This is a genomic window from Bradyrhizobium sp. CCGB20 (genome assembly GCF_024199855.1).
Taxonomy (GTDB): Bacteria; Pseudomonadota; Alphaproteobacteria; order Rhizobiales; family Xanthobacteraceae; genus Bradyrhizobium.
Genome location: NZ_JANADN010000001.1, coordinates 1,929,145 through 1,950,372, shown reverse-complemented (window position 1 = coordinate 1,950,372; position 21,228 = coordinate 1,929,145). Strand labels below are relative to the sequence as shown.

Annotated in this window: 21 protein-coding genes and 1 pseudogene; 13 read left to right on the top strand and 9 right to left on the bottom strand. The window is 65.3% G+C overall.

Annotated features, from left to right (window positions below; all coding sequences use genetic code 11):
* Positions 1–16 precede the first annotated feature (16 nt).
* The gene (locus tag NLM15_RS08915) at positions 17–424 is read left to right on the top strand and encodes a DUF4864 domain-containing protein (protein WP_254116566.1); all 408 of its coding nucleotides are present in this window, start codon (positions 17–19) and stop codon (positions 422–424) included.
* On the opposite strand, the pseudogene NLM15_RS08910 reads toward NLM15_RS08915, so the two are convergent.
* Positions 421–1,733 (bottom strand): annotated as a pseudogene (locus NLM15_RS08910) (MFS transporter). The gene NLM15_RS08915 and the pseudogene NLM15_RS08910 sit on opposite strands and share 4 nt — an antisense overlap.
* 125 nt (positions 1,734–1,858) lie before the next feature.
* On the opposite strand from NLM15_RS08910, the gene NLM15_RS08905 reads away from it, so the two are divergent.
* The 8 genes from NLM15_RS08905 (at position 1,859) to NLM15_RS08870 (ending at position 9,165) form a co-directional block, all read left to right on the top strand.
* Positions 1,859–2,278 (top strand): hypothetical protein, encoded by a 420-nt coding sequence (locus NLM15_RS08905; RefSeq protein WP_254116565.1) that lies wholly within the window; start codon positions 1,859–1,861, stop codon positions 2,276–2,278.
* Between the two features lie 78 nt (positions 2,279–2,356).
* Entirely contained in the window at positions 2,357–2,641 is a 285-nt protein-coding gene (locus tag NLM15_RS08900; RefSeq protein WP_254116564.1) for a hypothetical protein, read from the top strand.
* Between the two features lie 9 nt (positions 2,642–2,650).
* On the top strand, positions 2,651–4,075 hold the full coding sequence (locus NLM15_RS08895; protein WP_254116563.1) for a TolC family protein: 1,425 nt from the start codon (positions 2,651–2,653) through the stop codon (positions 4,073–4,075).
* A 13-nt stretch (positions 4,076–4,088) separates the two neighbouring features.
* Complete coding sequence (locus NLM15_RS08890; RefSeq protein WP_254116562.1) at positions 4,089–5,426, top strand: copper oxidase; 1,338 nt, start codon at positions 4,089–4,091, stop codon at positions 5,424–5,426.
* A 32-nt stretch (positions 5,427–5,458) separates the two neighbouring features.
* Positions 5,459–5,914, top strand: a complete 456-nt coding sequence (locus NLM15_RS08885) for a cupredoxin domain-containing protein (protein WP_254116561.1) — start codon at positions 5,459–5,461, stop codon at positions 5,912–5,914.
* Positions 5,915–5,933: 19 nt separating this feature from the next.
* Positions 5,934–6,236, top strand: a complete 303-nt coding sequence (locus tag NLM15_RS08880; RefSeq protein WP_254116560.1) for a copper-binding protein — start codon at positions 5,934–5,936, stop codon at positions 6,234–6,236.
* A gap of 291 nt (positions 6,237–6,527) precedes the next feature.
* On the top strand, positions 6,528–8,669 hold the full coding sequence (gene flhA, locus NLM15_RS08875; RefSeq protein ID WP_254116559.1) for a flagellar biosynthesis protein FlhA: 2,142 nt from the start codon (positions 6,528–6,530) through the stop codon (positions 8,667–8,669).
* Between the two features lie 295 nt (positions 8,670–8,964).
* Positions 8,965–9,165: a hypothetical protein gene (locus tag NLM15_RS08870; protein ID WP_254116558.1), complete on the top strand. Its 201-nt coding sequence runs from the start codon at positions 8,965–8,967 to the stop codon at positions 9,163–9,165.
* 322 nt (positions 9,166–9,487) lie between these two features.
* Here the strand turns inward: NLM15_RS08870 and NLM15_RS08865 are convergent, their stop codons facing one another.
* From NLM15_RS08865 to fliI, 6 genes are all read right to left on the bottom strand, one after another.
* Positions 9,488–10,708: an NAD(P)/FAD-dependent oxidoreductase gene (locus NLM15_RS08865; protein ID WP_254116557.1), complete on the bottom strand. Its 1,221-nt coding sequence runs from the start codon at positions 10,706–10,708 to the stop codon at positions 9,488–9,490.
* A gap of 116 nt (positions 10,709–10,824) precedes the next feature.
* Positions 10,825–11,784, bottom strand: coding sequence for an AraC family transcriptional regulator (locus tag NLM15_RS08860; protein ID WP_254116556.1), 960 nt, complete (start codon positions 11,782–11,784; stop codon positions 10,825–10,827).
* A gap of 251 nt (positions 11,785–12,035) precedes the next feature.
* On the bottom strand, positions 12,036–13,091 hold the full coding sequence (locus tag NLM15_RS08855; RefSeq protein WP_254116555.1) for an anti-sigma factor domain-containing protein: 1,056 nt from the start codon (positions 13,089–13,091) through the stop codon (positions 12,036–12,038).
* 37 nt (positions 13,092–13,128) lie between these two features.
* Positions 13,129–13,674, bottom strand: coding sequence for a sigma-70 family RNA polymerase sigma factor (locus NLM15_RS08850; protein WP_254116554.1), 546 nt, complete (start codon positions 13,672–13,674; stop codon positions 13,129–13,131).
* A gap of 182 nt (positions 13,675–13,856) precedes the next feature.
* Entirely contained in the window at positions 13,857–14,276 is a 420-nt protein-coding gene (gene fliJ / locus NLM15_RS08845; RefSeq protein WP_254116553.1) for a flagellar export protein FliJ, read from the bottom strand.
* 121 nt (positions 14,277–14,397) lie between these two features.
* Complete coding sequence (fliI, locus tag NLM15_RS08840; RefSeq protein WP_254116552.1) at positions 14,398–15,723, bottom strand: flagellar protein export ATPase FliI; 1,326 nt, start codon at positions 15,721–15,723, stop codon at positions 14,398–14,400.
* A 414-nt stretch (positions 15,724–16,137) separates the two neighbouring features.
* Between fliI and ctrA the strand changes: the two genes are divergently transcribed.
* The 4 genes from ctrA to NLM15_RS08820 all read left to right on the top strand — a co-directional run bounded on the left by ctrA (position 16,138) and on the right by NLM15_RS08820 (position 18,978).
* Positions 16,138–16,839, top strand: coding sequence for a response regulator transcription factor CtrA (gene ctrA / locus NLM15_RS08835; RefSeq protein WP_008138878.1), 702 nt, complete (start codon positions 16,138–16,140; stop codon positions 16,837–16,839).
* Between the two features lie 170 nt (positions 16,840–17,009).
* Positions 17,010–17,414 (top strand): DUF350 domain-containing protein, encoded by a 405-nt coding sequence (locus NLM15_RS08830; RefSeq protein WP_254116551.1) that lies wholly within the window; start codon positions 17,010–17,012, stop codon positions 17,412–17,414.
* Position 17,415: 1 nt separating this feature from the next.
* Positions 17,416–17,814: a hypothetical protein gene (locus tag NLM15_RS08825; RefSeq protein WP_254116550.1), complete on the top strand. Its 399-nt coding sequence runs from the start codon at positions 17,416–17,418 to the stop codon at positions 17,812–17,814.
* Positions 17,815–17,817: 3 nt separating this feature from the next.
* Positions 17,818–18,978, top strand: coding sequence for a glutathionylspermidine synthase family protein (locus NLM15_RS08820; RefSeq protein ID WP_254116549.1), 1,161 nt, complete (start codon positions 17,818–17,820; stop codon positions 18,976–18,978).
* A gap of 169 nt (positions 18,979–19,147) precedes the next feature.
* Here the strand turns inward: NLM15_RS08820 and NLM15_RS08815 are convergent, their stop codons facing one another.
* Both NLM15_RS08815 and NLM15_RS08810 read right to left on the bottom strand, forming a co-directional pair.
* Positions 19,148–20,020 (bottom strand): protein-glutamate O-methyltransferase CheR, encoded by an 873-nt coding sequence (locus NLM15_RS08815; RefSeq protein ID WP_254116548.1) that lies wholly within the window; start codon positions 20,018–20,020, stop codon positions 19,148–19,150.
* Entirely contained in the window at positions 20,017–21,219 is a 1,203-nt protein-coding gene (locus NLM15_RS08810; protein WP_254116547.1) for a chemotaxis response regulator protein-glutamate methylesterase, read from the bottom strand. Before NLM15_RS08810 ends, NLM15_RS08815 begins: the two co-directional genes overlap by 4 nt.
* Between the last annotated feature and the right edge of the window lie 9 nt (positions 21,220–21,228).

The window sequence follows — 21,228 nt, the reverse complement described above, 5'->3', positions numbered from 1 at the left end:
CAATGCGGAGCCAGTCATGCGCATCGCCGCCTTGCTCGTCGCTCTCACGATCGCCCTCCGCAGCGTCCCGGCACTGGCCGGCGATGTCTCGGCAGCACAGGGCGTCATCCGCGCCCAGGAACAGGCCTTTGCGCGCGACGATGCGGCCGCGGCCTATTCCCATGCGGCACCGGCGATCAGGGAGATCTTTCCCGCGCCCGACATCTTCATGTCCATGGTGCAGAAAGGCTACGCACCGGTCTACCGGCACAAGAGTTTTGAATTCGGCGACAGCAAGAGCGAAGGCAGCTGGGTTGCCCAGCACGTTCACATCATCGACGCCAACGGCGAAGCCTGGGAAGCACTGTACACGCTCGAGCAGCAGCCGGACGGCAGTTACAAGATCACCGGCTGCTCGCTGCTCAAGCCAGGGCGCGAGGTTTAGGTCGCAAAACCAGGGCCGGTTTTGATCGCGTTCATCCGCGACCGGATCAGCAGCGTTACCACGATGCCGATATTCAAGGCATTCCACGCTACGCCATTCGCGAACGCTGCGGCGTAGGAGCCGTCGCATCGAAGATGACGCCCGACACCCAGCCGCCGAATGACATCCCGAACACGGACGCGAAGATCACGATGCCGACGCGGGTTGCGGCTTCGCGCGCCGGCATCGCCTCGCGCACGATGATGGCGTAGCTCGGCACGATGCCGCCCTGGAACAGGCCGAACATCGCGGAGATCAGATAGAGTGAAGTGAGGCTGTCGAAGAACAGGTAGAACACCAGCGCAAAGCCCTGCGCCAGCGATCCGACCAGCAGCGTGCGAATGCCGCCGATCTTGTCGGCCAGGAAGCCCGAGCCGATGCGGCTGACGATACCGCAGGCCATCATCAGGGACAGCATCTCCGCGCCACGCGCCACGCCGTAGCCGAGATCGCCGCAATAGGCGACGATATGCACCTGCGGCATCGCCATGGCGACGCAGCAGGAGATGCTGGCGATCGAGAGCAGCACCGTCAGGGTGTTGGTCGAGAGCTTGAGATCGACCCGCGGCGGCGGCGCATTGGCATGATCGTGGACCTTGTCGTCGCCCATCTGCGCGCGCAGCACCAACACCAGAATCGTCATCAGGCTCACGCAGACAAGGCCGATGCCGATATGGGTCATGCGCCAGCCGATCGTCTGCAGGCCCCAGTTCACGAGCGGTGGCCACATCGTGCCGGCGAAATAATTGCCGCTGGCGACGATGGTCACGGCAAGGCCGCGATAGCGCTCGAACCAGTGCGAGGCCTCCGCCATCAGCGGCGCGAAGGTCGCTGAAGTGCCGAGGCCGATCAGGAAGTACGCCGCCACGAATTGCCAGAGCTGAGTCGACAGACCCGCGAGCACATTGGCGATGCCGAGGAAGACAATGCTGATCGCCATTGCGGGCACGATGCCGAACCGGTCCGTGATCTTGCCGGCGATCACGCCGCCGAGCCCGAAGCCGAACATCATGAGCGTGAAAGCCAGCGACACCGCGCCGCGCGTGGCGGCGAATTCGGCCTGCACCGCGGGAATCATGACCACGATGGCCCACATGCCGACGCCGCCGATCGAGCCGATCAGCAGCGCAATGACGAGGCGTACCCAAGCCTGACGCGAATCAGGCGTGAATGAGGCCGGTATCTGTCCTGGATGATTTGGGGCGTGCACGGCGCGGACCTTGTTCGCTGATCGCCTTGCGGTCAAGCATCCTGCCGCGATATTGGGCATGCGCGGTGCGCTGCGGTAAGAAGAGCTTGGCGAAATCGCACTTTGCCATTAGTTTGCAATCTGCGTGTGCAACATTGCCGCGCGAAGGGCATGTCGACGGTATGTTGCTGCAATTGACGCGATCGATGCGGATCAGGGTGGGGCGCCTCGTTGCCCTCGCCTATCTGTTCTGCGTGCTCGCGCCGGCAGCGGCACTTGCCTGGGGCAACGGCGCTGCGCCGTGCCTCGACGATTCGCGCCTTGCGGACCTCGTGCCGGCGCATCATCAGATGCAGGACGGCCACATGCATGGCGACGTGTCGCATGACCACGCGGAAATGCACGCGCATCACCAGGCTGCCGCGCAGGACGAGCCCGCCCCGCATCAGCATGACGGCAAGGGCCACGCCGGCCCCTGCTGCGCGATGATGTGCGTGAGCGCCCTGCCGGCCGATCTGCCCAGCGTCGCCAAGCCGCTTCAGCCCGTCTCCGCCTGTGCGCCCGAGATCACGGCCAGCCTGCACAGCGCGGCGCCGCCCCTGCACTACCGTCCTCCCATCGCCTGATCTGACGCGACGACGTCAGGCCGAGCGCGCGTCTGCGCGCGCGAACCTGTGGTCTCCAGGACAGATCAGGGATGACAGATGCTTACGCTTTCCGGGGCGAAGTCCGCCGCCGCATCCGCGGCGCGTGGAAGACACTTTCTATTCAATTGGCCGCTGCTGGCCTTGGTTGCGCTGGGGCTGTCCGGCTGCATGACGGCAACGACACACGTCGCCGGCGCGGATCCTGCCGATCCCGCGGCAAAAGTGGCACGTGCCGGATACCGGTCGACGATCGCGCCTTATGACAGCCTGCGGCCCGCGACGCCGGCACCCTGGCGCGACCGCAACGACAGTGTCGCGCCGCAGCCGAAGCAAGACCGGTAGGAGCGCGCCATGGCACATCATCTCGCGCGCAGCCTGCTCGGTCTCGCCGCGTTGGGCCTCTCTGGCTGCGCCGCGTTCTCGCCCGACGGCGGCATGAACGCGGTCGCGGAGCTGACCAGCCAGACCATCAACAAGGACGTCGCCTTCGTGCGCACGGCGGAGGGAGCCGGCGCGGTGGACACGCGTGTTCGCCAGTTGCTGTCGCGGACGCTGGGCACGGAGGCCGCCGTGCAGGTTGCGCTGCTCAACAACAAGGGTCTGCAAGCCGCCTATAACGAGCTGGCACTGGCCGAGACCGATCTCGTCGAGCAGAGCCTGCCGCCCAATCCCGTGTTCTCGATCTCGCGGATCTCGGGCAATGGCGCCAGCGAGATCGAGCGCCAGGTGGTCGGCGACATCCTCGCGCTGGCGACGTTGCCGTTCCGCTCCGACATCGCCCGCGAGCGTTTTCGTCAGGCGCAATTGCGCGCGGCGCTGGCGACGCTGCGGCTGGCCGCCGATGTCCGGCGCGCCCATGTCCGTGCCGTCGCCGGCAACGAAATGGTGGTGCTGCTCACCGACGCGAAGGCGACGGCAGAATCGACTGCCCAGCTTGCGGTCAAGCTCGGCGAGACCGGCTCGCTCAACAAGCTCGACCAGGCCCGCGAGCAGGTGTTTTACGCCGAGACCACGGCCGACCTCGCCACCGCGCGGCAGGCGGCAACGAGCGCGCGCGAAAGGCTGGCGCGCCTGATGGGCCTATGGGACGGCGGGCTCGACTTCCGTCTGCCCAATCAACTGCCGCCGCTGCCGCGCCGGCCCCATGCATTGCCCTCGATCGAAGCCGACGCGGTCGCCCATCGCATCGATCTGCAGATCGCGCGGCTGGAGCTGACGGCGCTGGCAAAGTCACTCAACCTCACCGAGGCGACGCGCTTCGTCACCCTGTTCGATCTCGCCGGCATCTCCCGCCGCACCCAGGATCCGGAGGGCCCGCCGTTCCGCGAGCGCGGCTTCGACGTGCAATTCCAGATCCCGATCTTCGACGGCGGCGAGGTGCGGGTGCGGCAGGCGGCCGAAACCTACAACTTCGCCTTCAATCGGCTGACCGAGCGTGCCGTCAATGTGCGCTCCGAGGCGCGCGATGCTTATCGTGTCTACCGCTCGAGCTACGACATCGCCAGCCACTACCAGCGCGAGATCCTGCCGCTGCGCAAGATCATCACGGAGGAGATGCAGCTCCGCTTCTCCAGCATGCAGGTCGATATTTTCGCGCTGCTCACCGAAGCGCGGCAGCGCCTGGCGTCGCTGCGCGGCGCGATCGATGCCAGGCAAAAATTCTTCCTCGCCCAATCCGACCTGCAGACCGCCGTCAATGGCGGCGGCGTGCCTGCGGCCGGCGGCGACAATGCAACCACGATCGCCGCGGCAGCGCCTGCTGATGGCGGCCACTGACATGGAGACCAACATGTTTTCACGCCGGGGATTTCTGGGCACTGCCGCGCTAGCCAGCGCATCCGTCGTCAGCGGCCGGGCGCAGGCGGCCTCGATCCCGGAGGCGCCTCACATGGACAAGGTGGTGATGCAGCCGCCGTTGCACCCCATCAGCGGCCCGGACTACCGCCCCGTGGTCACGCTCAACGGCTGGTCGTTGCCGTTCCGCATGAACGGCGACTGGAAGGAATTCCATCTCGTCGCCGAGCCCGTGGTGCGCGAGTTCGCCGAGGGCATGAAGGTGAATCTGTGGGGCTATAACGGCCAGTCGCCGGGCCCGACGATCGAGGCCGTCGAAGGCGACAAGGTCCGCATCTTCGTCACCAACAAATTGCCCGAATACACCACCGTGCACTGGCACGGCATGATCATTCCCAGCGGCATGGACGGCGTCGGCGGGCTGACCCAGCCGCACATCCAGCCGGGAAAAACCTTCGTCTACGAGTTCGAGATGAAGAAGAGCGGGACCTTCATGTACCACCCGCATTCCGACGAGATGGTGCAGATGGCGATGGGCATGATGGGCATGGTCGTCGTGCACCCGCGCGATCCGGGCTTCCGTCCCGTCGACCGCGACTTCGTCTTCGTGATGAGCACCTACCGCGTCGATCCCGGCACCTATCTGCCGCAGGTCAACGAGATGACCGATTTCAACATGTGGACCTGGAATGCGCGGGTGTTTCCCGGCATCGATCCGCTGCCAGTGCGGCTCGGCGACAAGGTGCGCGTGCGCATCGGCAATCTCAGCATGACCAACCATCCGATCCATCTGCACGGCCACAGCTTTGCGGTGACCTGCACGGACGGCGGCTGGATTCCCGAGAGCGCGCAATATCCGGAGACGACCACCGATGTGCCCGTCGGCGCGGTGCGCGTGTTCGACGTGCTCGCGGACAATCCCGGCGACTGGGCGTTCCACTGCCACAAATCGCATCACACCATGAATGCGATGGGGCACGACATGCGCAACCTGATCGGGGTATCGCGCAAGGATCTCGCCAAGGCCGTCGGCAAGCTCGCGCCTGACAGCATGGCCATGGGTTCGACCGGCATGGCGATGGGCAACATGGAGATGCCGGCGCCCGACAACACGCTGCCGATGATGACCGGCACCGGCCAGTTCGGCCCGATCGAGATGGGCGGCATGTTCACGGTGATGAAGATCCGCGAGGACCTCGCCCGCGACGATTACCGCGATCCCGGCCCCTACCAATTCCCGCAAGGCACCGTCGCCTACGAGGTCACGCCGCCGGCCGCAGAGCCGACGCGACAGAAACCAGGCGGTCCACCGATGAAGAACATGAAGATGTGAGCGTTTCGATGAACCACCAACTGGAGAACAAAATGAAGAAGACGATCAGGCTCGGCCTCGCGCTGTCCGCGCTTTCGACCGCGCCGGCCTTTGCCCACGACCAGCACGGGCACGGCACCTTTTCGGCCGGCGAGCCCGGCGATCCCAAAAAGCCCGCGCGCACGATCGAGATCCTGCTGAACGAGATGGACTACGCACCCTCCAGGATCGAGGTCAAACGCGGCGAGCAGATCCGTTTCGTGCTGCGCAATGTCGGCAAGGAGGACCACGAATTCCTGCTCGCCACCACGAAGGAGAATCTCGCGCATGCGGTGCAGATGAAGAAGCATCCGCATATGGAGCACGACGATCCCAACGGTGTCAGGCTCGCACCGAGCAAGACGGCGGAGATCCTCTGGAAGTTCAGCAAGGCCGGCACGTTCGAATTTTCCTGCCTGATTCCCGACCACCGCGACTACGGCATGGTCGGCCACGTCACCGTGAAGTGAAGTAACGAGGGAGACTCCTATGAACCGCATCATCCGAATCACTGCTGCGCTGGCGCTGACCGTGGGCCTCGCCACTGGCACCCTCGCGGCCCAGGGCGCCGCGATCAGCGGCGAGGTCAAGAAGATCGACGAGGGCGCCGGCAAGATCACGCTCAAGCACGGACCGGCGAAAAGCCTCGGCATGGATGAACCCATGACCATGGTCTACCGCGTCAAGGACCCCGCTCTGCTCAAGCAGGTGAAGGTCGGCGACAAGGTGACTTTTGACGCCGAGGAGGCGGCTTCGGGGTACACGGTGACGAAGATGGAGAAGGCGAAGTAGGACGGCTTGCCCTTCCGTCATTCCGGGGCGGCTCGAAGAGCCGAACCCGGAATGACATCTGGAGGTCCCCGAAACACCCCTCCCCGCACTCTTGCCGCACCCGCCGTTAACCCTTTGCTAACCATACACCGGGCAAAAATTGCCGGGTGAAGTCGAGTGTCGTCGGCCGCGTAGAACGGGGGATCCCCTGTGGACGCCAGTGCGGTGCCTCACTTTCGGAACGGCGGCCCTTCGGCCGCCGCGCAGACGTTTGGGGCGCGCGGACGGCAGTCGCGCGGGGAGGCAGCTACCATGGTCGACGTCACCGCGGGACAGGGCGTAGGCGCAGCCAGGCCCGGCATCCCCTCCCTCAACGACATCGTCACAATTCTCAAGCGCGGCGACATCGCGCTGGCACTCGGCGTCCTCACCATCCTGGTGGTGCTGATCCTGCCCCTGCCCGCGATCGTGCTGGACCTGTTCCTGGCGATCTCGATCACGCTCTCGATCCTGATCCTGATGACGTCGCTGTTCATCCAGACGCCGCTGGAATTCTCAGCCTTCCCGACCGTCCTCTTGATCTCGACCATGCTGCGCCTCTCGCTCAACATGGCTTCGACCCGTTTGATCCTGTCGCACGGGCACGAGGGCACGGCGGCCGCCGGTCATGTCATCGAAGCCTTCGGCAGCTTCGTGATGGGCGGCAATTTCGTCATCGGCATCATCGTCTTCGCCATCCTGATCATCGTCAATTTCGTCGTCATCACCAAGGGTTCGGGCCGCATCGCCGAAGTCGCCGCGCGCTTTCACCTCGACGCCATGCCCGGCAAGCAGATGGCGATCGACGCCGACCTCGGCGCCGGCCTGATCGACGAGACGGTCGCCAAGCACCGGCGCAAGGAGCTGGAGGACGAAAGCGGCTTCTTCGGCGCCATGGACGGTGCCTCCAAATTCGTTCGGGGCGATGCCATCGCCGGCCTTCTGATCGTCTTCATCAACATCGTTGGCGGCATGATCATCGGCGTGGCGCAACAGGGCCTCTCGTTCGCCGACGCCGGCCGCAGCTACACGCTGCTGACCGTGGGTGACGGCCTCGTCACCCAGGTGCCGGCGCTGATCGTTTCGACCGCGGCCGGCCTGCTCGTCTCCAAGGCCGGCGTCTCCGGCGCCGCGGACAAGGCGCTGATGAAGCAGTTCTCCGGCTATCCGCAGGCGCTCGCGATGTCATCGGCGGTCATGCTGGTCCTGGCCGCCCTGCCAGGCATTCCGACCCTCCCCTTCCTGGCGCTCGGCGCCGGCGCCGGCGCGCTCGCCTGGAACGCCCGCAACCGCAATCGCGTGACGGCCAAGGCCGAGGAAGCCGCCAAGGCCGCGCCCGCGGCCGGTGCCCCCGGCGCGCCGGGTGCCGCCGCAGCCGAGGAGCCGATCTCGGCCGCGCTCAAGATCGACGACCTCAAGATCGAGCTCGGTTACGCGCTGCTGCCGCTGGTCAACGGGCCCGACGGCACCGACCGCCTCACCGAGCAGATCAAGGCGCTGCGCCGTTCGCTCGCCATCGAGATGGGCTTCGTGATGCCCGCCGTGCGCATCCTCGACAACGTCCAGCTCGAAGCCAACACCTACATCATCAAGATCAAGGAGGTCGACGCCGGCACCGGCAAGATCTGGCCGAACCAGTTCATGGTCATGGACCCCGGCGGCAGCCAGGTGCAGGTGCCCGGCATCCACACCACCGAGCCGACCTTCGGCCTGCCCGCGACCTGGGTCGATGCCAGCCTCAAGGAAGAAGCCTCGCTCAAGGGTTACACCGTCGTCGACGCCGCGACCGTGCTCTCGACCCATCTCACCGAGCTGCTCAAGGCCAACATGTCGGACCTGCTCTCCTATGGCGAGGTGCAGAAGCTGCTCAAGGAGCTACCGAAGGAGCAGAGCGAGCTGGTCAAGGACATCGTTCCGGGACAGGTCACGGTCTCCGGCATCCAGCGCGTGCTGCAGCTGCTGCTCGCCGAGCGCATCTCGATCCGCGATCTCTCGACCATCCTCGAAGGCATCGCCGACTCGCTCGCCTTCTCGCGCAATCCCGCGACCATGGTCGAGCATGTCCGCGCCCGCCTCGCCCGCCAGATCTGCGCGCAGAACACCTCCTACGCCGGCTATTTGCCGCTCATCGCGCTGTCGGCGCGGTGGGAGCAGGCCTTCGCCGAATCCATCATCGGCCAGGGCGAGGAGCGCAGCCTCGCCATGCAGCCTTCCAAGCTGTCGGAATTCATGACCGCCGTGCGCGAAGCCTTCGAGCGGGCCGCCCGCGAGGGCGAGGCCCCGGTGCTGGTCACCTCCGCGGCAATTCGTCCCTTCGTGCGTTCCCTGGTCGAGCGGTTCCGGGCCCAGACGACGGTGTTGTCGCAGGCCGAGATCCACCCCAGGGCGAGACTGAAAACGGTCGGAAGCGTCTGATTTGCCTTAAGAACCCGTGTGTTTTTCAGCCACAGGCAAATGGTTTTTGAGTTCCTGGCGCCTTGTCGACCAGATGCCGACAAGGCGCCGCGCAGGCACATTACAGCTTTGAAATAATTACGAAATTGCACGAACAAGGGTCGCCTTTTGATCGCGACCTTTCACGTCCTTTCACGCTCTTGTGATCGCCCCTTGGGAACGAATCCCCCCAATACTAGGTTGTTGGGCACCGGAAGCATGAACCTGCCTGAACAGGCTGGCGACTACTTCGGGTAGGTGGCGGCAGGAGGCTTCCATGAACCATTCGATCTACAGCGCGGATCGCTCGACCCACTTGAAAATTGTGGTCGTGGCGCTCGTCGCAGGGATCGTGGTTGCTGGCTTCGGCATCACGGCACGTACGGGTTCGGATGAAGGCCTGACCCAGACCGCCCGCGTCATCAAGGCCGGCAAGCCGGTCGCGATCACCAGTTCGAACGCGTCCCTCGTTCGCTAAGGAGATTTACGAGTTTCAGGAATTCACGCGGCTCTTTACCAGCCCCCCAAAGTCGCCACGTGGATATGTAGACGACCCCAACCCCAAGTCGACTACAGAAAGCGCCCGCCCCCCACGGGCGCTTTCTCATGTCTGGGGTATGTTTATGCTGGTGTAGCGCGGACATTCCTCCACAAACTCCACCGTCATTCCCCGCGAAGGCGGGGGAATCCAGTACGCTGCGGCTTCGCCGTATTTCACTGCCGTCTCTGGAATACTGGATCGTCCGCCCCGGTGCGCAATTGCGCACAAGGCGGACGATGACACCGAATATTTGCTTGGGCTACCGCGCCCCATAAGTCGGCGGCGGCGCCTGCACGGTTGGCGCGGCCGCGGCGAACAATTCTTCCTTACTGCCGGTCAGCGGCGGATAGATGCGCTTGCAGTTGATGGTCTGCTTGGTCGCCTTTGCGGCCGCGCCGGTGGTGCGAACCTCGCGATCCCACCCTTCCGTATAGAGCGCGCCCCAGCCACCGAGATCGAGCACGGTCACGTACCAGTCGATCCGCAGCGGCAGCATCGGCTGGCCGGCGAGATCGGCCACCACATTGTGGCCGGCGAAGCGGCCCATGGGACGGGCGAACTGGCAGGACATCACGGTCGGATGCAGTCCGTCGACCACACTCGAGGCAACGTCGCCGGCCGCGAACACGCCCTCGATATCCGCAACCCGCATGAAGGGATCGACCAGCAGGCGCCCGAGCCGATCGCGCGCGCCCGCAAAACTCTCGGCCAGCCGGCTCGCGCGCATCCCGGCGCACCAGATCACCGTCTGCGCCGGAATGAACTCGCCCGAGCTCAGGCGCATGCCGGCGGCCTCGACCGACACGACGCGCACGCCAAGCCGTGTCTCGACCTCCAATGACGACAACGCCGTCTCGATGACGGGACGCGCATGCGCGCCGATGGTGGCGCCGACCGCAGGATTGGGATCGACCAGGACGATGCGGCGGCTGCCGGTGATGCCGGCGCGCGCCAGCCTGTCGGGCATCTCGGCCGCGACCTCGATGCCGGTGAATCCGGCGCCGACCACCACGACGGTCGAGCGTCCCGGCGAGGGCGCGCTGTGTCCGAGCGAGACGAGATGATCTTCGAGGCGGAGCGCGGCGGCATAGGTATCGACATCGAAGGCATGCTCGGCAAGGCCGGGGATGGCGGGACGCATCACTTCGCTGCCGAGCGCCAGCACGAGGCGGTCGTAGCTCAGCACCTCCTCGCCGCTGCTCGTGACGAGTGAAATCTCGCGCCGTGCCGGATCGATGGCTTCGACCTCGCCAATGCCATGAGTGACGCCGATCGGATCGAGCAGTTGCGGCAACGGCAGCGCGACCTCGCTGAGGTCGGCCTCGTAATTGCGCACCCGGATGTTGTGGTAGGGATTGCGGTCGACGACGCGGATCTCGATGTCGCGGCCGGCCGCGCCGATCTCGTCGCGCTTACGCGCGGCGCCGATGGCCGCCCACAGACCTGCAAACCCGGCGCCGAGCACGACGATACGCGCCATGTCCGTTTACTGCGTTGTCTCGAGAATTTCAGCGGCCTGCCCGCACGGGCAGATATAGCTCATTCGCCCGGATTGACCAACCGCGGCGGCGCCGCGCCGCTGCACAAAATCGCGGCTCAGGCGTCGCGCAGTTCCGATGGCGTCGCACCAAAACGCTTGCGGAAGGCGCGGTTGAAATAGGACAAATCGGAGAAGCCCGAGGAATGCGCGATGTCGCTGATCTTGCGCGCTCTCGCGCGGGGATCGGCGAGCAGCTTGCGCGCCAGCACCAGGCGCTGCTCCAGCACGAATTCGGTGAAGGTCGTGCCGGCCTGCTCGAACAGGCGTTGCGCCTGGCGCGGGCTGAGCCCCGAGCGCGTCGCGATCTCGGACAGACAGAGATCGTTGCGGCCGAGCGCGGCCATCACGTCGGCACGCATGAGATCGAGACGGGCCGCCGCATGTCCGCGTCCGCGCGCAAGGCTTGCATGCTCCGCGTCCGTGCCGAGCAGCAGGCCGACGAGGTCGACCATGTGCTGCGCGGTCAGGCGCTGGCCGACGGCGTCCAGATGCGGCGCGTGATGGGCGGCGAGTGCGTGGTAGCGGAAGATCGTCTCGGCGACCGCGCCATCCGAGAGCACTTGCGACAGCTTGTCCTCGGCGCGCGGATTGATGTCGAGCAGCGCGCGGCGCGGCATGCGAATGGTGGTGAAGCGATCCTCGTCGGTGTGGCCGACGGTGCCGGTGACGCCCATGTCGACGAGCACCATCTGCGCGGGCGCAAGCTCGACGGTATGGCCGTTCTGCCCGACGCGGACGAGACCCGCATGCGCGGCGATCAGGACCAGATCGTCGCTGCCGTCGGCGAGATGGCTCTGCCTGCGCGAATATTGCGCGGAGGCACCTTCGGGAATGGCCAACGCGATATTGTCGACCACGCTGATCTGGAGCCGGCAATCGATGCTGTCGCCATGGCTCGGCCCGATGTCGAGGCCGCAGGAGCCGAAGGCCCGCTCGCGCCAATGTTCGAAGGCCGGACCGTGCGGCAGACCCGCATATTGGTGGACGAAGATGCCCGGCGTCCTTGCTGCATCCATCTGACTTCTAGCCCCTCTCCGGCACCATGTTCGGCGGCGCCGACTGCAAAATCCGGGCATTTGACGCCGCGAAATGGATGGAGGTTCAAATCAGGGGCGGATTCAGCGGGATTTGTCGGATTGCGACGACGGGGTGGACCGCGGCGACAGATGAAGGCCTCGTGGCCCGGATGGAGCGAAGCGAAATCCGGGGGCGCGTCGAGCGGCGCGACGGTCCCGGATTGCGCTGCGCTCCATCCGGGCTACGGCCCCTATTTCTTCGCCGGAACCTGCGGTTGTGAAGGCGGCACGGTCTCGATCAGCTTGCCGGTAAACACCGGCGCCGAAGTTGGCTGGCCGTTAGGCGAGCCGCCGGCCTGCTCGACGGTGACGGCGTAGGTCGCACCATTGACGACGTCGGCATCGAAGGAGCCGAGCACCGGGCGCGCGGTGAAATCGCCCGCGCCAATCACGCCGAGCGAGCGCGGACGCGGCAGCTTGTCGGAGATCAGCCAGAGCTCAAAACTCTTGCCGGCCTCCGGGGTCGCGCCGACCTTGCGCACGGTGAAATTCCGCGTCGCGCCGTCGATGGTGAGGATGAAGGCGGGGCCGCCGCCCTGGCCCTGCAACAGCGCGACATATTGCGACGACGCCGCAAGCGGCGCCGGTGTCTTCACTTCCACCGTCTGGATGCGCGGCGCCGGACGCAAGCTGCCCGGCAGCGCATCGGGCTGGAAGATCTGAAGCGACAGCGTCACCAGCAGCGCGGCCGCGAGCGCCCCGACGGCGGATGCGATCGTGCGCCAGCGTTTCACCCGGCTCTCGAGCCGGATCACGTTGCTGTTGTCGGCGACCGGCGGCGGCGGCGCGCGCGCGACTTCAGGATCGGGCGCATGAACCTGCGGCATGAATATCGGCGCGACGTCGGGAAGCGCATCGGACGCCGGCCGCACCGTTTCAGGCTGCTCGGCTTCGGGAGGCTGCGCCTCGAGTGGTTTCACATCCTCGGACGGCAAGTCCGGCGGCGCGGTGTCGAACGAAGAAAGCTCCGGCACAGGTGGCGGTGGCGAAGCTTCCGGCGCAGGCGTGTCCTGCGCAAAGTCCGTCCGCGCGAGCTCGGCCCTGATGTTCTCCCACACGATCGGACGCGGCTCGACCGAACCGACCATCTGGTTGAGGACGCCGAGCCGGTAGGCCCAGGCCTGCACGATTTCGGCGAACGCCTTGTCTACGGCCATCATGGTCTCGACCTGCGCGCGCTCGTCGGCGTCGAGCGTACCGAGCGCATATTCCGCGGCGAGCGCGATATGGTCCTCCGTGTAGGCCATCACTTGCAGTCCAGAACCACCCTCACAGTGCGAGCCCTCATAATCCGAGGCACTCGCGGATATCCAACATGCTGCGCCGCAGCCACGTCTTCACCGTGTTGACGGGCGCGGCGAATTTCTCCGCCAATTGCTCGCGGCTCCAGCCGTTGTAATAGGCGAGAAGCACGAGCCGCTGACGGTCCGGCTCGAGCCGGCCGATGCATTCCAGGAGCCGCTTCAACTCCTCGGTCATCTCCCTCCGCGCCAGCGGATCGGGGCTGTCGCCAGCGACTTCCATCGCCTGCGGCTCCTCCTCGATGGAGACTTCCGTCTTCTTGCGTACGATGTCGATGGCGCGGTTGCGCGCGATCGACGCCATCCACGTGATCGGCGACGACAAGGCCGAGTTGAACTGGCCGGCGCTGTTCCAGATCTTGACGTAGGTCTCCTGAATGACCTCCTCTGCGAGATCCTGTCGGCGCAAGATACGGAGCACGACGCCATAGAGTTTCGCGCGCGTGGCGGCGTAGAGGCGCTCGAAAGCGGCCTGGTCGCCCTTGGCGACCTCCCCGATCAGCCCGACCAGCTCTGCTGGCGTCAGCATTCAGTCCCCCACACGCGGGCCTGTCGCGTTCCGCGCAGGCCCTGGCACCCCGCTACCATAGCGCGCGGCAAAGCCCATCACCAAGGGGCGGGGCGCCACACTGTGGATAGCAAATGCGAAAACCCGGACCTTGCGGGTCCGGGTTTTGCAAATTCTCGGCGGTCTGGCCGCTGGCTGCGTCTTCAGGCGACGGCGCCGATGCGGGCGCGCATCAGGCCGATGCTGTCGAGGTCGGCCTGCTCGCGGGCGTTTTCCTCGGCGCGTTCGCGGGCCTGGTCGCGCTCGTCGAGGAGCTCGACCTTCTTCAGCTCCTCGAAGGCCTCGGCCAAAGCGGCCTTGGCTTCGTCGAGCTGGCCCTTGAGCTCGTCGGCCGAGCGGGTCAGGTTCTCGCGGCGCTGGATCGCGGCCTTGGCATAGGTCGGATAGGCGAAATGCGAGGGATCGTTGATCCCGGCACGCTCCTGCTCGGTCGAGATCTCGCGCTCAAGATCGGTCGACATCCGCTGGAAGTCGGCGATCATGGTCTCGATCTGGGTGACCCGGCGGCGCTTCTCGTCGACCTGAAATTTCTTCAGGCGGATGAGGGTATCTCGTGACTTCATCGACTCATACTCCCCAGAAGTCCCCTGGCTGCGCGTGGGACGACACCGGTCTCCCCGAAGGCCCGATGGGGGCCAAGACCGGCTCTGCTACTCTGTGGGGTCGGATGATGACGGGACAAAGTTAGCGTTCCGTTTCCAAATTGCCGAGGATTTGCGCCAACTGGCGGTAGCCGTCCGCCAGTGATGCATTTTCGTCCTTGCGTTGCTTCAGGAACGCTTCCAGCGGCTCGTGCAGCCGGATCGCCTCGTCGACCTCGGGGCTGGAACCGGCCCGGTAGGCGCCCAGCCGGATCAATTCCTCCATGTCGGCATAGGTCGCCATCACCGCCCGCGCCTTCTGGATGGTCGGCCAGAACTGCGGGTCGGCCGATTTCGGCATGGTGCGGGAGACGGATTTGAGGATGTTGATGGCGGGGTAGCGTCCGCGCTCGGCGATCGAGCGCTGCATCACGATATGGCCGTCAAGGATGCCGCGGACGGCATCCGCGATCGGCTCGTTATGGTCGTCGCCGTCGACCAGCACCGTGAAGATCGCGGTGATGGCGCCCTCACCCAGGCCCGGCCCTGCGCGCTCCAGAAGCTTCGGCAGCTCGGTGAACACGGTCGGCGTATAGCCCTTGGCGGTCGGCGGCTCGCCAGCCGACAGGCCGATCTCGCGCTGGGCCATGGCAAAACGCGTCACCGAGTCCATCAGGCAGAGCACGTCCTTCTCTTCATCGCGAAAATATTCGGCGACCGCGAGCGTGAGATACGCCGCCTGTCGGCGCATCAGCGCCGGCTCGTCCGAGGTTGCGACGACGACGACGGAACGCGCCAGGCCCTCTTCGCCGAGGTCGTCCTGGAGGAATTCCTGCACCTCGCGGCCGCGCTCGCCGATCAGCCCGATGACGCTGACCGCGGCATCGACGTTGCGCGCGAGCATCGACAGCAGCACCGATTTGCCGACGCCGGACCCCGCGAAAATGCCCATGCGCTGGCCGCGGCAGCAGGTCAGGAACGTGTTCATCGCGCGCACGCCGAGATCGAGCGGGGCGCCGACGCGCTTGCGCGAATGCGCCGGCGGCGGCGAGTTGCGGTACGGCATCGGCGCCGGGCCCTGCGGCAACGGCCCCTTGCCGTCGATCGGCTCGCCGAGCGCGTTGACGACGCGGCCGAGCCAGGCCGATGACGGACGCACCTGATTGGCGGCATTGGCGATGACGGCCTTGCAGCCGCGACGCACGCCATCGAGGCCGGCGAACGGCATCACGACAGCGTTGTTGCCGGAGAAGCCGATCACCTCGCAGGGAATGGAACGGTTCGCGCCGGTCTCGATCACGAGCCGCGCACCGACCGACATCGCGTGAATGGGTCCGGCCACTTCGACCATCAGGCCGCGAACGCCGACCACGCGGCCGTAAATATTGACGCCGTCGATATCGCCGATCTGTTCGGCAAGCGCCTTCATAAGAGAGCCTTCATAAGGGGGACGACTTCATCCTCAGGGCGATCGTGGCAAACCCTTAAGTTTCGCCATATTTCTGAACGGCGCTTAACTTCGTGTTTACCCGCATCGTTAATCATTGCGTCACTGTCTTTGTGACTGAGCGTGACTCCCCTTCAGAAGAAGGCTGAGTCGCGGGAGTCGGTTAGGCCCGTCTCTTAAAGTGGAACTTGAACGGAGCTGGGTGACGAAAGCTGCTTCACGCGCAAGACCTTAGGGCGATTCGACAAAAATTGCACCGGGGGGACTTGCGTTCCAGAATCAGGATTTGTTAACCATCTGTTGTCAGGATCCGAATCAGTTGTTCAAAGGCGTTTTGTTGAGTGCCGCGAATGCGGCCGACCTGACGCCCGGGAGCGGCGACTATGGGGAACTGGCATGCGCGTTTTGCTGATTGAAGATGACAGCGCCGTCGCGCAGTCGATCGAGCTGATGCTGAAGTCTGAGAGCTTCAACGTCTACACGACCGATTTGGGGGAAGAGGGCGTCGATCTCGGTAAGTTATACGATTACGACATCATTCTTCTCGACCTCAACCTGCCCGACATGTCCGGCTACGACGTGCTCAAGCAGCTCCGGGTCTCCAAGATCAAGACACCGATTTTGATCCTCTCCGGCCTCGCCGGCATCGAGGACAAGGTCAAGGGTCTCGGCGTCGGCGCCGACGACTACATGACCAAGCCCTTCCACAAGGACGAGCTGGTGGCCCGCATCCACGCGATCGTGCGCCGCTCCAAGGGTCACGCCCAGTCGGTCATCCAGACCGGCGACCTCGTCGTCAACCTCGACACCAAGACGGTGGAAGTCGGCGGCCAGCGCGTGCATCTGACCGGCAAGGAGTACCAAATGCTGGAGCTGCTCTCGCTCCGCAAGGGTACGACCCTCACCAAGGAAATGTTCCTCAACCACCTCTATGGCGGCATGGACGAGCCGGAGCTGAAGATCATCGACGTCTTCATCTGCAAGCTCCGCAAGAAGCTCGCGAATGCCTCCGAAGGCCGCAACTTCATCGAGACCGTGTGGGGCCGCGGCTACGTGCTGCGCGAGCCGCACGAGCACGAAGAGCGCATTCCCGCCTGATCCCTGGGTTTACGTCGCGAGCCCCCGGGGCTCGCTCCTCCCAGCCTGGACCCCGCCGCAAATGGCGGGGTTTTGTTTTTTGGGGACGCGAACGCGGCCTCATCGTCCTCCCGGCATTGAACCGCTATCCTTCCCCTGCCGACGAATGGTCGCTGCACGATGGGGGAACGATGATCCTGCAATCACTTGCCGGCCTGCCCGCCTTCCTGGTCTATTTCTGCACCGGCCTGATCGCCATCGTGGCGTATCTGTTCGTCTATACCCGCATCACTCCGCACGACGAGTTCCAGCTGATCCGCGACAACGAGCCGGCCGCCGCGATTGCGCTCGGCCTCAGCCTGCTCGGCTTCGTGGCGCCGCTGGTCAGCGCGATCGCGCATTCGGCCAATGTGCTGGACTGCCTGATCTGGGCGACGATCGCGCTCATCGTGCAGGTCATCGTGTTCTTTCTCGTCAAGGTGCCGGTGCCGAACCTGTCGGCGCGGATAGCCGCAGGCGAGCTTGCGCCGGCCATCTGGCTCGGGTTGTCCTCACTCGCGGCGGGCCTGCTGAACGCCGCCTGCATGATCTACTGACATGGCCGACAAACCCTCCAAAAAGGAGTTCGGCAAGCGCCGGCTACCGGCCGAGCCGCCGCCCTTGCGGCCGCCAGTGAAGCGATCCGGCCATGTCGCGCTGCTGGTGATGGGCACGCTCGCGGTCGGCACCACCGCCTACACGCTGATGCCGCGGACGAGTTGCGAGCCCCCTCCTCCCGGGGCGGATCCGGCGGTGCAGACGAGCACCGCGTGCAGCAGCAGCAGAAGCAGCTCCTCGGGCGGCAGCGGCGGATCGGGCTCGTCGTCGCGATCGAGCTACTACAGCAGCGATTCCTCCGGCCATTCCTCGTCGGGCACGTCATCCGACTCGGGCCATAGCAGCGTGAGCCGCGGCGGCTTCGGTTCGTTCGGGCACGGCTTCTCGGGCGGCGGCTGATCCATGCAACGCATCACCTGCCTCGAGCGCGACGACTGGCGAGAGACCGCCGCGCAATGCGGCTTCGCCTTCCACACCATCGGCGGCGAACGCTATTGGGACGAGCGGGCCTATTACGGTTTTACGCTCGACGAGATCGAACGCGGCATCGAGACGCCGACCGGCGAGATCGATGCGATGTGCCTGGAGCTTGCCGGCCGCGTCATCGGTGACGAGCGCCATCTGCGTCGCTTGAAGATACCGGAAGCGTTCTGGAGCTTGATCGCCGAGAGTTGGGAACGTGACGACCGCAGCCTCTATGGCCGGCTCGACTTGAAATTCGACGGACAGTCGCCGGCAAAACTGCTCGAATATAATGCGGACACGCCGACCTCAATCTTCGAGGCCGCGGTGTTTCAATGGACCTGGCTCGAACAGGCGATCGAACGCCGCATCGTCCCCGCGCGCGCCGATCAGTTCAACTCCATCCACGAGCGGCTGATCGCGGCATGGAAGGAGATTGCCGCGGGCCGCCATGTTCATCTCACCGGCACCACCGGCAACGAAGAGGACGCCGGCACGCTCGCCTATCTCGAGGACACCGCACGCCAGGCGGGACTCCCGACCACGCTGCTCGACATCGAGCAGATCGGCTGGCGCGACGAGGGCGGCGGCTTCGTCGATCTCGGCGAGAACGACATCGCGCTCGCTTTCAAGCTCTATCCCTGGGAATGGATGTTCCAGGACGCCTTCGGCGCCAAGCTCACGGGCGCGCCGACGCGCTGGATCGAGCCGCCGTGGAAGGCGGTGCTCTCCAACAAGGGCATTTTGCCGCTGCTGTGGGAGATGTTTCCGAACCATCCCAATCTGCTGCCGGCCTTCTTCGAGGACGATCCGCGTGCCGCCGAGCTCGGAACATCCTACGTGCGCAAGCCATTGCTGTCGCGCGAAGGCGCCAATGTCACGCTGGTCTCAGGTGGCATGCCGCTCGACGAGCAGGCCGGCCCCTACGGCGCAGAAGGCTTCGTGCGGCAGGCATTGTCGCCGCTGCCGAATTTTTCGGGTTTCTATGCGGTGGTAGGAAGCTGGCTGGTGAACCACGAGCCGTGCGGGTTATCGATCCGCGAAGACGAAAGCCCGATCACGGGCAACCGCTCGCGATTTCTGCCGCATGCGATTTTGTGAGGTGCGTTCTTTCCCTCTCCCCTTGTGGGAGAGGGTGGCTCGCCGCGATAGCGGCGAGACGGGTGAGGGGTCTCTATCCTCACACACATCTCGCATTGGAGTTTGCTGAAGCAACCCCTCATCCGGCGCTTCGCGCCACCTTCTCCCACAAGGGGAGAAGGAAGAAAAATCACCTTGCAGCTGCGACCTTCAACGATGGCGGCATCAATCCGCCCATCGGACGTCCCGAGCGCGCGGGGTTGAGCTGGTAGAGGCCGCGGCGCTCAGTGATCGGGCGGAACGCATCGGTGATGCCGACGACGGATTCGGCAGCCCCCAGCAACAGCGTACCATCGGCTTCCATGCCCTTCGCCATGCGCTCGAAGATCACGGCCTTGGTGTCCTGGTCGAAATAGATCAGCACGTTGCGGCAGAAGATCACGTCGAACGTGCCGAGATGGGAGAAGTCCTGCAGCAGATTGAGCTGGCGGAACTGCACCATCGCGCGAATGTCGGGATTGAGCTGCCAGAGCTCGCCGGCCTGTGTAAAATACTTCACCAGGTGCTGGATCGGCAGGCCGCGCTGCACCTCGAACTGGCTGTAGATGCCGGCCTTGGATTTCTCCAACACCTCCTGCGACAGATCGGTGGCGACGATCTCGATGCGCCAGCCGGCGAAGGCCGCGCCCATCTCCTTCACGCACATCGCGATCGAATAGGGCTCCTGCCCGGTCGACGACGCCGCCGACCAGATGCGCAGCGATTTGCGCGCGGCGCGCGCCTGCAACAGGCCCGGCAGGATGGTTTCGCGCAAGTGATCGAACGGGATCTTGTCGCGGTAGAAGAAGGTCTCGTTGGTGGTCATCGCTTCGACCACGTCGGTCGCAAGCCGGCCGTCGCCGTTCCTGATCTTCAGCACGAGATCGGGAATGCCGGGCAAGCTCGCCTTGCGGGCGAGCGGCAGCAGCCGGCTCTCGACCAGGTACTGCTTGTCGGCGGAGAGATCGAGGCCGGAACGCTCTTTCAGGAACTTGCGCAGATACTCGTAGTCAACCGGCGTCACGAGCGGTCTCCCGCGAACAGGCGGTTGACCTTGGCGCCGATCTGGTTGAGCGGCAGGATCGCCGCGCAGATGCCGGCATTGGCCGCCGCGCCCGGCATGCCCCAGACCACGCTGGAGGCTTCGTCCTGCGCGATCACGTTGCCGCCGGCAGCGACGATATCCTTGCCGCCGCGCATGCCGTCCGAGCCCATGCCCGTCAGGATCACCGAGAGGATGTTGCCATGCCAGATGTCGATGGCGGAGGTGAACAGCGGATCGACCGCGGGCTTGCAGAAATTGACGGCGGGACCGTCATCGAGCGCGATCGCCGCGTCCGCGCCACTGCGCACGACACGCATGTGCTTGCCGCCGGGTGCGAGGTAGATCCGTCCCGCCTTCACCGGCTCGCCGTCGACCGCCTCGGCCGCCGGCTTGCGGCTCGCGCGCGCCAGATGCTCGGCGAGAATGGTGGTGAAGGTCGGCGGCATGTGCTGGGTGATCAGCACCGGGAAGCGGTCGATCACCGGCCCGAGCTCGGTGACGAGCGCCATCAGCGCCTGCGGACCGCCGGTCGAGGAGCCGATCAGCAGCACCTTCGGTGCATGGGCCGAGAACGGGCGCGTGGTCAGCGGGCCTGACGACAGGGCATGTATGGGCGGAGCCGCTGCGGGCGTAGCAGGCCGCGCGATAGCGGGTGCACGTGCAGCCGGTGCAGCAGGGCTCGCGGGCGCCAGCGGCGGGCTCGCGACCGCGGGCTTGCGGCGCAGCCGTGCACCGAGGTGGCGGATCTTCTGGATCAAATCGTGATGAAAGATGTCCGCGGCCGACGCTTCGCGCGTCGACTCCGGCTTCGGAATGTAGTCGGCGGCGCCGAGCGACAGCGCCTTGAAGCTGATCTCCGCATTGCGGCGGGTCAGCGTGGAGGCCATGATGATGACGAGATCCCGCTTCTTCGCCAGCAGTTGCGGCAGCGCCGAGAGGCCGTCGAGCTCGGGCATCTCGATGTCGAGCACGGCAACATCAGGGTTGATGCGTTCGAGCTGGTTCACCGCTTCGAGCCCGGTGCGCAGCGAGGCCGCGACCTCCATGTCGTGCTCGGCACCGATCCAGCGCGAGATGAGGCCACGGATGACGACGGAGTCGTCAACGACCATCACTCGCAGCGGCCCGGCGTCTCGCGACGTGCCAGTGGTCGAATTACCCGCGAACGCAACACTCATTACTCACCA